This window comes from Rhizobium sp. BK491 (assembly GCF_014194925.1).
Lineage (GTDB): Bacteria > Pseudomonadota > Alphaproteobacteria > Rhizobiales > Rhizobiaceae > Rhizobium.
Genome location: NZ_JACIAR010000008.1, coordinates 12,470 through 26,556 on the forward strand (window position 1 = coordinate 12,470; position 14,087 = coordinate 26,556).

16 protein-coding genes are annotated in these 14,087 nt (G+C 60.9%); 2 read left to right on the top strand and 14 right to left on the bottom strand.

The genetic code is table 11. The features are described 5' to 3' along the window. Positions 1-8 precede the first annotated feature (8 nt). From FHX05_RS25500 to FHX05_RS25530, 7 genes are all read right to left on the bottom strand, one after another. Positions 9-1,178, bottom strand: a complete 1,170-nt coding sequence (locus tag FHX05_RS25500; protein ID WP_183715418.1) for a lytic transglycosylase domain-containing protein — start codon at positions 1,176-1,178, stop codon at positions 9-11. Then, positions 1,156-3,675 (bottom strand): VirB4 family type IV secretion/conjugal transfer ATPase, encoded by a 2,520-nt coding sequence (locus FHX05_RS25505; RefSeq protein WP_183875354.1) that lies wholly within the window; start codon positions 3,673-3,675, stop codon positions 1,156-1,158. Before FHX05_RS25505 ends, FHX05_RS25500 begins: the two co-directional genes overlap by 23 nt. A 3-nt stretch (positions 3,676-3,678) precedes the next feature. After that, positions 3,679-4,005, bottom strand: a complete 327-nt coding sequence (locus FHX05_RS25510; RefSeq protein ID WP_064710298.1) for a VirB3 family type IV secretion system protein — start codon at positions 4,003-4,005, stop codon at positions 3,679-3,681. Between the two features lie 2 nt (positions 4,006-4,007). Then, positions 4,008-4,379, bottom strand: coding sequence for a TrbC/VirB2 family protein (locus FHX05_RS25515; protein WP_183715422.1), 372 nt, complete (start codon positions 4,377-4,379; stop codon positions 4,008-4,010). Next, the gene (locus FHX05_RS25520) at positions 4,376-5,512 is read right to left on the bottom strand and encodes a transglycosylase SLT domain-containing protein (RefSeq protein ID WP_183875356.1); all 1,137 of its coding nucleotides are present in this window, start codon (positions 5,510-5,512) and stop codon (positions 4,376-4,378) included. The genes FHX05_RS25515 and FHX05_RS25520 overlap by 4 nt, the downstream gene beginning before the upstream one ends. A gap of 137 nt (positions 5,513-5,649) precedes the next feature. After that, the gene (locus FHX05_RS25525; protein WP_183875358.1) at positions 5,650-6,105 is read right to left on the bottom strand and encodes a hypothetical protein; all 456 of its coding nucleotides are present in this window, start codon (positions 6,103-6,105) and stop codon (positions 5,650-5,652) included. Between the two features lie 11 nt (positions 6,106-6,116). Continuing rightward, entirely contained in the window at positions 6,117-6,851 is a 735-nt protein-coding gene (locus tag FHX05_RS25530; RefSeq protein WP_348648157.1) for a hypothetical protein, read from the bottom strand. A 1,684-nt stretch (positions 6,852-8,535) separates the two neighbouring features. On the opposite strand from FHX05_RS25530, the gene FHX05_RS25535 reads away from it, so the two are divergent. Then, positions 8,536-8,805 carry a WGR domain-containing protein gene (locus tag FHX05_RS25535; protein WP_183715428.1) on the top strand — a complete coding sequence of 90 codons (270 nt, stop codon included), beginning with the start codon at positions 8,536-8,538 and terminating at the stop codon, positions 8,803-8,805. A gap of 93 nt (positions 8,806-8,898) precedes the next feature. On the opposite strand, the gene FHX05_RS25540 is transcribed toward FHX05_RS25535, so the two are convergent. Then, positions 8,899-9,063, bottom strand: a complete 165-nt coding sequence (locus tag FHX05_RS25540; RefSeq protein WP_183875360.1) for a hypothetical protein — start codon at positions 9,061-9,063, stop codon at positions 8,899-8,901. A 399-nt stretch (positions 9,064-9,462) separates the two neighbouring features. Here FHX05_RS25540 and FHX05_RS25545 point away from each other — a divergent pair, with 399 nt between their 5' ends. After that, positions 9,463-9,741, top strand: a complete 279-nt coding sequence (locus FHX05_RS25545) for an HU family DNA-binding protein (protein ID WP_183875363.1) — start codon at positions 9,463-9,465, stop codon at positions 9,739-9,741. A gap of 58 nt (positions 9,742-9,799) precedes the next feature. Here the strand turns inward: FHX05_RS25545 and FHX05_RS25550 are convergent, their stop codons facing one another. The 6 genes from FHX05_RS25550 to FHX05_RS25575 all read right to left on the bottom strand — a co-directional run bounded on the left by FHX05_RS25550 (position 9,800) and on the right by FHX05_RS25575 (position 14,081). Continuing rightward, positions 9,800-10,132: a hypothetical protein gene (locus tag FHX05_RS25550; RefSeq protein WP_183875365.1), complete on the bottom strand. Its 333-nt coding sequence runs from the start codon at positions 10,130-10,132 to the stop codon at positions 9,800-9,802. Positions 10,133-10,189: 57 nt separating this feature from the next. Then, complete coding sequence (locus FHX05_RS25555; protein WP_017958522.1) at positions 10,190-10,513, bottom strand: DUF736 family protein; 324 nt, start codon at positions 10,511-10,513, stop codon at positions 10,190-10,192. Between the two features lie 513 nt (positions 10,514-11,026). Further along, complete coding sequence (locus FHX05_RS25560; RefSeq protein WP_183715436.1) at positions 11,027-11,446, bottom strand: hypothetical protein; 420 nt, start codon at positions 11,444-11,446, stop codon at positions 11,027-11,029. After that, entirely contained in the window at positions 11,436-11,696 is a 261-nt protein-coding gene (locus FHX05_RS25565; RefSeq protein ID WP_183715438.1) for a type II toxin-antitoxin system prevent-host-death family antitoxin, read from the bottom strand. The genes FHX05_RS25560 and FHX05_RS25565 overlap by 11 nt, the downstream gene beginning before the upstream one ends. Positions 11,697-11,778: 82 nt before the next feature. After that, the gene (locus FHX05_RS25570) at positions 11,779-12,720 is read right to left on the bottom strand and encodes a DUF2493 domain-containing protein (RefSeq protein WP_183715440.1); all 942 of its coding nucleotides are present in this window, start codon (positions 12,718-12,720) and stop codon (positions 11,779-11,781) included. A 323-nt stretch (positions 12,721-13,043) separates the two neighbouring features. Continuing rightward, on the bottom strand, positions 13,044-14,081 hold the full coding sequence (locus FHX05_RS25575; RefSeq protein WP_183715442.1) for a toprim domain-containing protein: 1,038 nt from the start codon (positions 14,079-14,081) through the stop codon (positions 13,044-13,046). Between the last annotated feature and the right edge of the window lie 6 nt (positions 14,082-14,087).

Genomic DNA, 14,087 nt, shown 5'->3' on the forward strand with positions numbered 1-14,087 from the left:
TCTCGTTCTCAATTTGACGTCGGCCTGGAATCGACGACCGTGACCAGGCCGAGCGCCGGATCCTGCAACGCCGTGAAGGTCGCAACCGCGCCATTTGCCCGCGCCTCGTCCTCCAGATCAGACAGCCAGCGCTGGATCTGTTCGGTCGTGGCGTTCTGCGGAACAGCGAAGCACCGTGTGCCACCTGTGTCGATGATGTTGGTCGGGCACCGGATCTCGGCCATCACTAGCGACCCGTCGTGATCCCTGGAATTTCCTCCACCACTGCCGCGCAGGTTTGCCGACGAGGATTGCAGGCCAGACTGAAGGCGCTGCAGATACTGCTGGTTCGCAGCGATCGACTTTCCGAGCAACTCGTTCCAGACCGAACCGCGTTCGATCTGCGCTTGAGTGTTTCGGTCGACCGCCTTCTTCAGCTGCTCACCGCAGCCGCTTGCGTAGCTCGCGGTTTCCGGCTCGGCTGTCCCCTCCGGGGTGTTATCACCGTTCTGGGCCTTGTTACGGGCATAATAGGCGGAGACCTTTTTGACGTAGTCTTGTGTCTCGGGGATATTGGGGATCTGACCGTTCTGCAGCGACTGGCGATACGGACCGGCATTATAGCCGGCGGCGATCAGGTCATAGCGGTCTCCGAACATGCCCTGGAGCTGCTTGATGTATTTGACGCCGCCGCGAATATTGTCGCGCGTGTCGTAGGGGTTGACGCCAAGTTGTGCTGCGGTGCCGGGCATCAGCTGCATGACGCCGGTCGCGCCGACCGCCGAGCGCGCCGATTGGCGGAAGCGGGATTCCTGCTCGGCGATCGCCATCGCGAAGTTCGGATCGACGCCCTGCCGGATTGCCTCCTGTTGGACCATGCTGGCAACTTCCTGCTGGCTTGGCGTGCGAGACGATGGCGCAGCGGGCGTGGTGTCTCGCGCCATGCCATCGGCGGAGCAATCGGCCGGCGCGCCAGAGCCCTCACCGGGCGCGACACTATCGGTCGTACCGCCCGAGGCGCCTTTAACCTTCCGGGTATCGGCCTGATAGGACTGATACCAGTTCAGGGTGGCCTGCTGGATCTTCTGGCGGGCGTTGTCGATGACCGGCACCTGGGCATGGCTCGTGCCGATGGGAAAGACGAGAGCCAAGGCCAAGACGCCGGCCGCGGCTCCCTCAAGGTGCTTTGCGTTCTTCATCGACCGTCACCCCATTCCAGTCGCAGAATTTCGAGAGCCAGTTCTTTGGATCGTCGCCATACTCGTCGAGCAGCAGCTCGACCTCGCGCACCGTCTCCTCGCGGCCGGACAGCACCTTGATGAACTCCGGCATGTGGGACATGTCCACGCGTGCGATCACGCTGCTCCTAGCCTGCTTGATCAGCATGAAACGCGAGCTCGGATCGCCGTTCTTCACCCAATCAAACTCAGCCCGCGATAGGCCGAAATGCTCCATGTAGGAGTTCTCGTCGGCCTTCGGATTGGCAAAGAAGATATTGGTCGACGTCTGTTCGATGATCGTGCGGCTGACGGTCGAACGAACAACGTCGTCGGCCGATTGTGTCCCGAAGATGACGAGACCATTCCTTTTTCGGATAGTCTTGAAATAGTCCTTCATGGTGCGCTTGAACTCGTCGTCGTCGAGCAGCTTCCAGGCTTCGTCCATCAAGTTGATGATCGGCGCCTTACCGTCGTAGATCGCGTCCAGCCGATGGAACATGTAGAGAAGCGCTGCGGTACGCACCGTCGGATCATCAAGGATCGACGTCATGTCGAAGCCGATCATCGGTCGCGAGATATCGAGATCGTCGGCCGCGTTGTCGAAGAGCCAAGCGTACGGCCCCTTGTCGACCCATTTGTCGAGCCGGGCAATTAGGCTGCCTTCCGTTCGCTCGCTACCGGCGAGAAGTGCCCTCAGCGACGAAAGACGGCGATATGACCGGTCCTTCGTCTTGAGGACGGACTTGATCGCGTTACGGATGATCGCCTCTTCCTGCGGCGTCAGGCTTTCGCCTTCCTTGGAAGGCTTCAGCATGAAGCTCAGGAGCCCATAGAGGAAAACGCGGTTCTCCTCGGTGTCGTCCAGCAATAGTGGATTCCATCCCGACGGCTGGCCGGGCTCCAGCGACATGTAGGTTCCGCCCGCTGCACGTACCATGATGTCAAGGCCGCGATCCTTGTCGAAGACGATCGTCTTCAGTCGTGGACTGACGCGATAGGCCTGCAGGATCAGGAAGGCCATGATGACGGTCTTGCCGGACCCGGTCGGGCCGAAGACGGTGGTGTGCCCTACGTCGCCCTGGTGGAAATTGAAGAAGAAGGGCGTGCCTGACGTCGTCTCGAAGATCGTGATCGCCGGCCCCCAGTGGTTCCCGTCAGGTTTGCCATAGGGATAGGCGTGAAAGCTGCTCAAGCCGGCGCAGTTCAGCGTGGAGATCAGGGCACGCCGGGCGATATAGGCCTGATTGCCCGGCAGTTGCGCCCAGTAGGCCGGCTCCGCATTCAGGTCTTCGCGGACATAGGAGGCGCCGAGCGCGCCAAGTTCGTTGCCGATCAGAGCCACCGCGTCGTCAAGCTGGGCGGTGGTTTTGGCGACCGGCATCACAGTGAGATGATGTTCCGTGAAGGCGACCCGCTTGCGGGCTAGTTCGTCCCGGGCAATATCGAGGTTGGCCTGGACACTCGATCCGCCTTCGTCGGCCTTCGACATCTGCCGGTCCAGCCGTTCGATCCGGCTGCGCGCCGCCATATCGTCGACAAAGGACATCGACTGGGTCAGCACCAGCTCGAATGGCAGCTTGAGAATATAGTCAAGCATGCCGGCGCCGGTCTCCGGCGGATACTCCTTCAAGGAGACCATCGCCGCGTAGCGGTCATCATCCGGTATGTCGCCCTGCAGGTGGATGATGCGGTTGCCAATCGATGTCCTGCGGGCCGGCAGCATCTCGTCGATCGGGATGTTCCCAAGACGGATCGGCCGGACGCGTCCGCCGTTCAGCAGTGTATAGAAGAACTCACATTGTTCGGAGAACCAGGCTTTGCGTGCGGTCTCCTCGACGACCATGTCTTCCAGCACGTCGCGGAAGATCGTCCTGTTGTCGCCGACGTCGACCTGTACGCGTTGCACGTCGCGCAGGACCTTCGGGCCATAAACGGCAAGCGATTTCTCGAGCGCCCGCGTTGCCTCGACCAGCTTGTCACGCATCGCGCGGAACTGTTCCTTCCGTACGATCGTGCCGCCGGCCCCCATGAGGCGGGAGAGCGCGGATCCCTTGCGGAACATGGGGCGCACGACCAGCGAAACATAAGTGTCGTTCACGAACATCTCGTTCTTCGAGATGCTCGACTGATAGACGTGATCGAGACGATCCATAAAGGGATCGGCGAATGCCGACGGCAACGACGGCGCAACCTTGCGTCTGATCACATGGGTATAGAGTGCGAAGCTGCCGATGGAGGAGATCGCACGGAAGGCGGCGTTGCGCTGCCGCTGCAGCATATTGATCGTTTCGATATCGGCCGTCTCGAAAGAAAAGCCGGTGAGCTTTAGGGTCGAGACGAGGCAGTCGTTCTTTAGGCGGATGATGCCGTTTTCGATCGGGACGTAGAAAGGAACATGCGTCGCCACATTGCGGTCCGCAAAGATCTCCCAGCCCTTCGACAGATTGCCTTTCAGCGATCTCGCCATCGTGTTCATCGCTTACACCCCGTAGGTTCTGACGCCGCCACCGAGCTTCCGGCCAAGAGGATTGACACCACACATGCTGAGGCGCCCGACGATCTCGAAGAACCAGAGATCGAGCTTGACGGTGAGCACGTAGAGAATGCTGTGAAGGACCACGAAGGAGACCGGGAACCACAGGATGGATCCCAGGATCATGAACACCATTAGCGACACAAAGCATTCCGCCAGGAAGTAAGTGTACGGAATTCCCATCACCGTCGGCGGCCGCGTCAGAGCCAATATAACCGGATGGGATTCGATATATTCGTCGCCACCATCGGCGGTGTTGCCTGCTCCCGCCATGATCAAGATCCGCTGCCAGCGAGGAAGTCGACGAGCTCGGCTGCGGCAAACATGCCGGCAAGGCTTCCCCCAACCCGAAGCAGGGCTCCCCAGGACCAGTAGCCGAAGGCTGCTGCGAGAAACATGCCGATAAAGGCGATCGCTCCTACGGATCGGCCGAACGGGCCGGTAAAAAACTGCACGAGCCGGTCAGCGGCGTTTTGCAGCGCATCGAGGTTCTGCGCCGCCGCAGGCTCGTACTGGCTGACGAGCAGGATCAGGCTCGCCGCAAGCACGATCGCGGCATTACCGACCCATTTCCTTCGGGCCATTGAGGACCAGGCAACGCTGCCATAGAGAACGGCTGTCTGGACTGCCAACGTGATGGGATTCATTGAGACACCTCTTCCTTGACAATTTTGACCGGCCCGCCGGTATCCTTCCGCGCCTCATCACGCTGAGGACGGACCTCTGGTGGGGACGGTGTTGCAGCTGAGAAAACAAGCATGGGGGATTTGGCCCGTTCGGCAGGCCCGGTACGGCGCTTGGAACTGGGCACGAACTCTGACGGCGAGTCGGCTCGTGGGATGCTCGGATTGGCCGTTGTGCCGGTGTAGTATCCGACGACACGCGTGACATAGTCGGCGGTCTCGCGGATCAATGGTAGGGAATGGCGAAGGTCCACGTTGGGCTCGCCCGCATTATAAGCAGCCGCGACCAGCACAGGGTTTCTATACTTGGCGATCAGGACACGAAGGAATCGGGTACCGGCGCGGATGCTCTGTTGGGGATCGGTCAGATCGGTCGCACCGAAGGCTTCGCCGATCCGTGGCATGACTTGCATCAAACCGATGGCGCCGGCGGAACTCACCAGGTCTGGATCGAACGCGGCATTTTCGGCCCGCATCACAGAAAGCACCCAGTTCGGATCAACCTCCTCCTCACCGGCGACCTTCAATGCAAGGCTGGCATAGTCCGTGGGGACGCCAGATAAAAGATCCGGTCGGGCCTGCGTTCGTGCCGCATTGATATAAGGTGCGGTTGCCGGCTCGGAAAGCTCGGGGACGGCTGTCGCCTGCTCAAACGAGTAGACGCTGACCAGCGAATGCACACCGCGTTCCCGACGGTCATTCCTGCTCTCAGCCGCTGATTCTGATCGCCCCACATTGTCACTAAACCCTCCGATGAACTCCGACGGGCGAGCGCTGATTCGATGCGCATCAGTGACCGGGCCGCTAAATCGATCGTTGAAGCTGGCAGAATCGATCGTTGGGATATCGAGCGTCGAAGCAGCGGCGGAGGTCTTCGGATTTGGCGGCATGGCCGCCACCTCGTCAGCCTTCAGCTCCATCCGGCTGGCAGCGTGTCCGACCTGCGTCAACTGTCCTGCGACGATGTAACCGCTGCTGTCATCTGGGCCGGAGGCGAAACCTGTGAGGAGAAAAGCCGACGTTCCAGCGAGCCAAAGCACGCTCCGCGAGGATATCTTGTGCGGTCTGTTCATAGGCGAGAGCGGGACGCTATCCATGACTGAACCAATGCTAAATTATACTGCGGTATAAGATTTTGAACCGCATTCAGCCTTGGAAATCAACCCTAAAGTTTAACTGGAGTATAATTAATGCGACGCCGCGATGCCTGATGACGGGAGCTTCCTCAAGGGATTCAGTCGTTTAGCCGTGACCATCTATCCGGGATCCAGCGATAATGAAGCTGTTCGCGGTCTCCCAAAATGCGAGCAAGACGGACCGCGGTTCCGCCCTTCACCAGTATCGAAGCGGCTTCAGCGCCCGAGCTCCCGGAAGAGATTCGGCACACGAAATTGGGCAATTCCCTCTTTATCCTCGCCACTGGATAGCAGGACAGGATCTGGTAGCGCTCGCCGTCGCCGGCAATCGTCAGGCTCCTCTCCTGAACGGGGCCAAGACGCTGGCGCCCGACTTCGGTGCCATACTCCAGCTGGCACTCGACGATGTTGTCGCGATAAGCTCTGCAAGCTGTGAGGCTGAGATACGCAAACGGCGCCGGCGGCCGTGGTTGCGGCCGCTCAACCTGGTGACCACATCCTGCCAATGCCGTCATTGCTGCCAGAGATCCGAAGAGCTTCGTGAAAAAACGCATAGTATCGCTTTCTAGCTTGCCTGCCGGTAACCGGCATGTTCGAGGGCTTCGAGGAAAAGATCGCGGGCGAGAGCGCAATAGGGCGACGATGCCTGAGCGATGTGAAGCTGGGTCAGCACCAGTCCGAGATCGGAAATGGTTGTCACGACGTCCTTAAAGTCACTGTTGAACGCGTCCCGCAACATCTCCCGGCCATCGTGGCCCTTGATCACGATCGCGTAGTCGTCACGCGCGATGCTGTGCCAAAGCTCGATCATACCGGTTTCACCGTTTGCGCTTTCCGTGTCGCAAACGAGCAGGAGGGCATAATCCGGATCGCGCAGAGCGCTTTCCTCTATCGAGGTGTCTCGGCGAAATTCCGTCAGCACCACGTCGGAGGCAAAAAGCATCAAGCGCTCGTTCACCAGAAGGCGCTTTTGGCCAAGCCGAACAAAGCCGTTCATCACGGCGGAGCGAATTGCCGCAGGTGGAAGGTTTTCTGCGCAGTGTTCGCAAATCGACGTCAGCCTGCCATTCAGGAAGCTGAAGGTGCTGTGGAAGCGGTTGACGACGGATCGTTCGACATGTTCGGTCTGACCGCCCAGCGCCTCAACGAATGCGAACGCATCAAGTCGTCTGTTGGGCTTCGCCAGTACGTCGCTTCCCGACGTCGATCCTGCGTCCCCCACCAGGCTCGAAGGGCCAACCACGACAGCGGCAGACCGCGTCTGTGCGCCACAGCCAGGGCAGTCCGCTGAGAATGGCACCTTGTACCATTCCTTCGTCAGGAGGGATCGATTGTGTATCAGTGTCAAACCCCATTTTCGAAAAAACGGAATACCGCCTGGCCCGCAGCTTAGATCAAATGACTAACTTATACTCTGGTATAATTTTATCAGCAGCAGATCGCTTGCTCAAGCGGGAAAAAGCCTATGTCTAAGCTCCGTCGTAGGTGAGTGCATGATCGGTTGCGATAGAGGCATCGCCGAGGTCTTGTTGTCGCGGTCTTGGTTGTTGCGAAAACCGCAGCAACCACGATTGCGACTTTGCCAATTGAGTGTTTGTCCGCAGAAGCAGACCGTCTGGACGCACTTTCACCGTTTCGCCAAACGGGTGAACCCCTCATTCGCCGATGCGTCGGATCGCTCAAATGCCTATTCGAAGAGTAAGCTGTTCGCTGAGTGGCCCAATCGCGCGCCCGCGCAACCACCGATTCAGCGATCCGCCCAATCACCGATTCACGGATTAACTGAATCGGCTGGCCTCCCATTCGCCCGATCGGTGTCGCCCCATTTCACGGATTTGCTATTTCGCTGATCTGCCGTTTCACCGGATAGCCCAATCGCCGCTTCACTCATTCGCCGACGTACCGATAGGCCCACCGGTGATGCACCTATTCACGTTTACGCGGCTTCGCCTGTTTGCACATTCGCAATCCGGTCCAATCGGCGAACCACCTATCGGCGCGACCGCCCATTCGCTGATTAGCGCAAGCGCTTGACCTCCAAGATGCTACTGCTTTTCACGACAGCCGGAGGCTCTTGCGCCAAAGAGCCGGCTCCCCAGCCCCCTCCTAGCAGCTCAATGTCTCTCGCTCATGGCCTTGTTTCGTTTGAGAATTGAAAGGTCGGGAAACCCTCTTTCGCCTTTGAGGCGATCGCCCTTCGGGCGAAACGGCTATTTGGTATACCAATAGCCTATCCTGCCATTCCACCAAAGACGGCCAACCGCCGTGCCCGAGGCGCCAATGCTGTTGCGAGTCTTCAGACGATGCAACGGCGATCGGAGGTGTCACAGCGACGATCCGCGTCGCAGGAACAGCACTTCGGTTGGCCGTCTTTGGTGGAATGCTGAAGCGAGCCGTCATCGCGACCAGCCGGGATGTTCGGACCGCAGGGATCGGACATCGATGGCTGCAAGCGATAAGATGGCGAGCCACCAAAGGAGGAAAAGGCGGACGGAGCGGATACCCGAAATATGAGGGTGTAGCGCAGTCTGGCCTTTTCCTCCGTATTGTTTGGGGAAGTCGCGGCAGCGTCCGCTTACCGGCCCGAAAGGCCGGGCGGGACTTTACCCGCTCCGCAGGGAGAGGGGTGCTTGAGGGGAGAGGCGGCTAGTCTCTCCCCTCAAGCCCGCGAGCAGGCTCGATGCCAGCAACCGATCAAGCGAATGGAAGATGGCAAGAGACGGGCTTGGCCGTCTCTCGCGGGCACGTCAATAGTAGACGACGCCGAAACGTGGCGCCGCCAGTGCAATAGCCGCGAGAGCGGGCGTCACCCGAATGGGACGAAACCCGAAAGGGGTTCGGTGAGCAACAGCGAATAGCACCGTCCGCCGGAGGCGGCTCGCCCGTACTACGCAACAAACCCATCATCGCCGTGAATCAATCGACGGGGACCGATTCAAATATGTCGTTGGACGCAAAGTCACGCCTGTCCGATTCTGTATTTCATGATCGCGCAACCCTACCAGCTCTATGTCGAACGCACGGACGCCAGCAAGAACATGGCCCGCTACTATGCCATGTCGATCGAGCCCAACCTGTTCGGCGAAGCTTGCCTCATCCGCCGATGGGGCCGCATTGGTGCCAGGGGCCAAAGACTAATCCATCATTTTAAGAAGGAAGAGGAAGCGGTCGGGCTCTTCCTCCAACTCCTGCGTCAGAAACGGCGGCGCGGCTACGGTCCGAGAGCGAATTTCTCGCGAGGGGCGATTTCCTGAGCGATGGCGGAAGGAGGCCGGCGAAGCGTAGCTTCCGGCTTGAAGCGCCGGCTGATCCGACGCGACAGGCCAGGCGATATGGCGAACGCCGCCTCAGAAGGGCGGCTCGGCGTCGATTGAACCCTCCTGTTCGGCCATGATCACCTCGAGCTCGGCGCGGGCCAGTTCGAGTTCGAGTTCGATCTCGCGGCGTTCGCCGGGGTACACGGCATTTCGCAATTCGGCCCGCAGCTCTTCAATGTGTTGTTCCAAAAGCATCGTCGTCGTCTCCTTGACGTTTGTGAAAGACGACGCGCGCGGACATGGGGGCGTGGCGGCGTCAAGGATCGCGGACGCGACCGCCAGCGGCGGCGAGTGGGGGTGCCGATTTTGTCGGAGCGCAGGGAACCGGAGCGGAGGCAAAATTGGGGGAACCGCTCGTCCTTGAGGCCGGCATGGCGCCATGGCATCCTCGGACGGACTGAGCAGACATTACCTCTCCGTATCGCACCCGAACGCGAGGGCGGCCTCGATGCCCGTCTTCGGGTTATCTGACACCTGACCACGTGAATAACTGTGGAGATCCGGGGCTTTCCGCGCCATTTTCCGCAGCGCGTCGATGACAGCTCGGGGCGGTAATGGCAGGGATTCTGCATCTGAAACGATGCGGAGACGAAGATGACCACGACAAACGAAATTGCCGAGAAGATCGCAAGCGAGCATGGCCTCACAAAGGTTCAGGGAAAAGCCATCGTCGAGGCGGTGATCGCCTCGATTACCGAAGCTGCGGTTGCCGGCAATGAGACGTCGCTGCCCGGCTTCGGCAAGTTCAAGGTGAAAGCGACACCGGAGCGCGAAGCTCGCAATCCTGCGACGGGCGCGACGATCAAGGTCGCCGCGGCCAAGAAGCTGGCGTTCACGCCGGCAAAGGCACTGAAGGATACGCTGAACAAGTAATCTTGCTGACCAAGCAAAAAAATAGCCCGTGCCGGGCTATTTTCGTTCCGGGTTTGCATCAGCGGGTGAATGTCCGCTCAAGAAGGTCCTGGATAATCGTGTCGCTGACCACGTGATGCGCTTCGCGGGCATGATCGTCCAGCAGCTTGTGAAGAATGCCGGATGCCAAGGGTATGAAGTCGAAACCGCGTGCGATCGCCGTGGTCCTCAGTTGCGACAGTGTTTCGTACTCCCGGAAGTCCGTGCCCAGCCAAAGTTCCAGGTCCTCGCTTTCGGCGTCCGGAAACGCCTGAAGAAAGAACGTCTGAAGCGGGCGGACGTAGCCGATTATGGCATCCGGGTCGGAGTGGCGGGATGCGGTTCGGGTGACAGTAATCGTGTAGCGGCTCATGGCCAACTCCTTGAAATGAGGGGATGCCGGCCTCGATTTCGGGGCCGGCGATCCGGTTCAGGCCGGGCTGTTCCAGAGGATGACCTTCTTGCCGGGTTCGCCGCCGGGTGCCGGGGCGACGTTTCCGAAAATCACGCCGATCTCTGGCGCTTCGATCTTCGTGGAGATGTATTCCTCGCCGGTCTGGCGGGAGATGCGGTTCCAGCCTGCGCCGATCTCAAAGCCGGTCTTGCGGTGGATGATGCGGTAGTCCGGGGCTTCTTCGCTCGCCTTGCTGGCGTTCGGGACGAGGGCGATCGGAGCGTTGACCCGGATGGTGGCGAAGACGCCTTCGAGAGTGCCGTCGGTCTTTTCGGTGAGGGTTGCGATCGTGGTAGCCATGGGATTGTCTCCTTCGTTGCATCGGGACCATTCCCGATGGCGCCCGAAGAAGGGGCCGCGCCGCAGGCGTCACCGAAGCTTTAGCGAAGGGGAACCCCCTTGCGGGGTTGACGCTGATCGCGGCCGGTCCCTTAGAAAGGCGACATAGAGAACGGGAATGGTCCTTGATTGCGACGTCGGCAGGAGACCTCGCCTTGGCTACCTTTGCTGACCCGATGAGTGCCGCGCTCGTCGCTTGCGTCGGTGGGCGTTCGGGTCAACGAATGCAGGCCTTCAACCAGGTGGACACGGCGCGAGCGATCAGCACCGTTCCAATCCCATCGTCACTATCATAGAAGGCTTCGGTCGGTGTGGCAGCTGATATGCCATGCGCTCTGGCGCCACTGCACCTCGGGTGAAGTGAGATCACAACAGCGGTTTGATTGCGGAGCGCCGCTCCCGCGCCGGTGATGGTCAGGAAAAGGAGACCAGCCGCCGGAGATGGCCGGATGATGACCGCTCCAGCCTGCCGCCTCAATCGAGGCGGTTGACCCGGCCGGTTCGACCACGCGTCTCGGCAAACAGTCTGGCGATCTTCACCATGAAGGATTTGCTGAAGCGGCCGAGGATGTCCTGATCGGGCTCGATGTACCAGGAGCGTTGGACGATATCATAATTGTACTCGTCGGCCATGATCCAGCACTGCTTCAGATCGCTCAAGCCCGCACGCTTGCGCTCGATTTCGGGGATCTCCAGAGCGATGCGGCCTGTCTGCGGCGGCTGCGTGGTGATGGCGAGAAGCGCCAGATGCGTGTTTCCATCGGAGGCACTTCGGATGGCAATGACGACGCAGACCGGCCGCTGCTTGCGGCCCTCGGTCTCGCCGCGCTGCTGCTGCCAGGCCCAGAGGTAAGGATAGGAGATGACCTCGCCGGGCCGGAATTCATGGCTCATCGTCGTAGCCTGCGCCGCGCGCCAGCCGATCAAGAGCCTCGTCGAACAGTTCCGCATGCTCGTCGGGCATCTCCGATACAGCATAGGCACGGCGGGGGTTGCCGCCGGTGCGCATGCGCTCATAGTGCTCGTAGCTCATCAGCACGAAACGCGGCTTCTTGTGCCGGGTGAGCATCACCGGCTCGCGGCTCGCCGCGTCGGTGATATCGCCGATTTGTTTGTTCAAGTCGCCTGTCGTGAACTGCTTCATGGCTATAGCCTCCGGTATGGTTCTCCATATAACACATTTCTCCATGTTTTCCATCTTTTCCATATTCCCAGGAAAACGGCGCTCACGCGCCGTCTCCTGAAGCTTGCCAGACCGGGATGCCGAGGCGACGCGCCTTGTCGGCGAGATTGCCGGTGATGCCGTTTCCGGGAAAGACGATCAATCCGGCGGGCATGACCGAGAGCATGTCGTCATTGCGCCGGAACGGCGCGGCCTTGGCGTGCTTGGTCCAGTTGGGCTTGAAGGTGATCTGCGTCACTTTGCGGGTTTCAGCCCAGCAGGCGGCGATCCGCTCGGCGCCTTTCGGCGAGCCACCGTGCAGCAGCACCATGTCGGGATGCTTGGCATGCGCCTGGTCGAGCTTAGCCCAGATCCGCTCATGATCGTTGTAGTCCATCCCGCCGGCGAAGGCGATTTTGGTGCCGGCAGGGATCAGCACCTCGGTTTCGGCGCGCCGGCGAGCTGAGAGAAAGTCACGGCTGTCGATCATCGCCGCTGTCATGTTGGCGTGGTTCACTTTCGAGCCGGTGCGCGGCCGCCAGGACGAGCCGATTTGCGCCTCGAACAGATCGGCCGCGTAGTCGCGCATGAACTCGAAGCTATTTCTACGCTCCAGGAGCGTAATGCCTTCCGCGATCAGGCGTTCGAGCTCGACACTTTTCACCTCCGAGCCGTCCTGCTCGCGCTGGCCGGTGCGCTGCGCTTCCTCGTTGCGGTCGAGCTCGCGCTGGATGCGCTCGCCGGCCCGGTGGAAGAGATTGGGGATCGACCAGAACAGGTCTTCGAGATCGGGCTCCAGGCGGGTATCGCCGAGCATTTCGGCGAAGGCATCGAAAATGGCGGTGATCGACGACTGGACCTGTGGTTCTTCCGGCAATGGCCGCGGATCGGGCTCGTCCTGGAAGGGACGATAGCCGAAGATCTGCATCTCGTAGATGAAGCGGTCTGTCGGGGAGGAAGCGTGGTGGGGCTCGACGCCGTCGTCGGGGTGAAGGATCAGGTCCATGATGGTCTCCGTCGGTTTGGGCCGCGCCTCTCGCGGCCTGACGGCGAACCCGGTCACGCGGGTCGAGGCCGGAACCGCAAGCGAAGCGCCGCGGCCCAGCGAAGCGCCGGGCGGCGGAGGGCGGGTTTCTTGGTCCGCGAGGAATGACGGACCGCGACCGCGGTCTGGCAGGGGAAGAAACCCGACCGACCCGCTGAAGGCCGGAGGCCCGCGTGGTAAGGGTCGCCTCTCGGCAGGCCCGCGGACGCGCTCACTCGGGGAGCCGGCACCGCGGACCGTCCTCCCGCCCTCGCCGGCTCCGCCCCTGCCCTGCCCCGCCGTCCTCATGCGGGCAGACATGCCATCGCGTCTTCAGGGACCAGCTGAGCCCGAAGGCTCGCCGTCAGTCGGTCGGAACCCAGCCAGCGCAGATCCTCATTGAAGTCGCCGAGCTCCGGCGACAGAACCAGCGGCAGGATCCCGCTTTCCTGTGCCCTGCGGCTCAATCCCGCGATCCCGTGCCGGCCGGCGGCATCCGCATCGGCGGCGATGTAGAGGCGCTGGCATCCAGGTGGAAAGTTGAAGGCCGCGAGATGATTGGCCGTCAAAGCGGCGACCATCGGCATGCTGGGCATCACATGCGATAGCGATAGCATGGTTTCGAGGCCCTCCCCTGCCGCCATGACCGGCACAAGATCGTTGGTCGGAAATCGAAAGCGGACGGCATTGCCGAGAAGACCGCCAAGCGCGCGACGGGGATCGTCTACCTTGGCCTTGCCAGCGCCGTCGGGATCGAGCCAGCTGCGATGCACACCGGTTATCGCTCCAGCTGTGTCGGTCACGGCAGCGATCAGAGCCGGATAGCTTGTCGTGTGGCCGGTGACGAGATCGCGATAGTAGCAGGACGGATGGAACCGCAGCGCCGTATGCGCGGATGCTCGCAGGATGCCGCGCTCGCGCAGATAGGAGTCGGCCAATGTGTCAGCCAGCGGCTGTGTCATCCGAAACAGACGCCTGGCTCGCTCAGACGCCGGCTGCTCGACCGTCGCAGAATTTCGGGTATCCCTTCTGCAAGACGATACAGGCTGCGGTCGAGGCAGGCTGAGGAACTGGCGCGCCTCTTCGGCAACGTCGCGGAAATCGACGAGGCCGCAGGTCTCGCGGATCAGATCAAGCAGATCACCAAACTGGCCGGTCGCCGCATCCGTCCATCGGCCGGCGCGCTGGCCGACCAGATGCACATAGAGGGACCGGCCCTTGTTGTTGGCGACATCGCCGACGAGCCAGTAGTTACCGGCACGGCGGCCGGCGGAGAGATAGTGGCGGCAGACCGCCTCCGCGTCTTGCGCGAGACGGCCCGCCAGATCGGAGGCGGAAAGCATGACAGA

Excerpts from the sequence above, each read along its gene's own strand:
- FHX05_RS25500 (WP_183715418.1), bottom strand. The coding sequence starts at position 1,178 with ATGAAGAACGCAAAGCACCTTGAGGGAGCCGCGGCCGGCGTCTTGGCC.
- FHX05_RS25505 (WP_183875354.1), bottom strand. The coding sequence starts at position 3,675 with ATGAACACGATGGCGAGATCGCTGAAAGGCAATCTGTCGAAGGGCTGG.
- FHX05_RS25510 (WP_064710298.1), bottom strand. The coding sequence starts at position 4,005 with ATGGCGGGAGCAGGCAACACCGCCGATGGTGGCGACGAATATATCGAA.
- FHX05_RS25515 (WP_183715422.1), bottom strand. The coding sequence starts at position 4,379 with ATGAATCCCATCACGTTGGCAGTCCAGACAGCCGTTCTCTATGGCAGC.
- FHX05_RS25520 (WP_183875356.1), bottom strand. The coding sequence starts at position 5,512 with ATGGATAGCGTCCCGCTCTCGCCTATGAACAGACCGCACAAGATATCC.
- FHX05_RS25525 (WP_183875358.1), bottom strand. The coding sequence starts at position 6,105 with ATGCGTTTTTTCACGAAGCTCTTCGGATCTCTGGCAGCAATGACGGCA.
- FHX05_RS25535 (WP_183715428.1), top strand. The coding sequence starts at position 8,536 with ATGATCGCGCAACCCTACCAGCTCTATGTCGAACGCACGGACGCCAGC.
- FHX05_RS25540 (WP_183875360.1), bottom strand. The coding sequence starts at position 9,063 with ATGCTTTTGGAACAACACATTGAAGAGCTGCGGGCCGAATTGCGAAAT.
- FHX05_RS25545 (WP_183875363.1), top strand. The coding sequence starts at position 9,463 with ATGACCACGACAAACGAAATTGCCGAGAAGATCGCAAGCGAGCATGGC.
- FHX05_RS25550 (WP_183875365.1), bottom strand. The coding sequence starts at position 10,132 with ATGAGCCGCTACACGATTACTGTCACCCGAACCGCATCCCGCCACTCC.
- FHX05_RS25555 (WP_017958522.1), bottom strand. The coding sequence starts at position 10,513 with ATGGCTACCACGATCGCAACCCTCACCGAAAAGACCGACGGCACTCTC.
- FHX05_RS25560 (WP_183715436.1), bottom strand. The coding sequence starts at position 11,446 with ATGAGCCATGAATTCCGGCCCGGCGAGGTCATCTCCTATCCTTACCTC.
- FHX05_RS25565 (WP_183715438.1), bottom strand. The coding sequence starts at position 11,696 with ATGAAGCAGTTCACGACAGGCGACTTGAACAAACAAATCGGCGATATC.
- FHX05_RS25570 (WP_183715440.1), bottom strand. The coding sequence starts at position 12,720 with ATGGACCTGATCCTTCACCCCGACGACGGCGTCGAGCCCCACCACGCT.
- FHX05_RS25575 (WP_183715442.1), bottom strand. The coding sequence starts at position 14,081 with ATGCTTTCCGCCTCCGATCTGGCGGGCCGTCTCGCGCAAGACGCGGAG.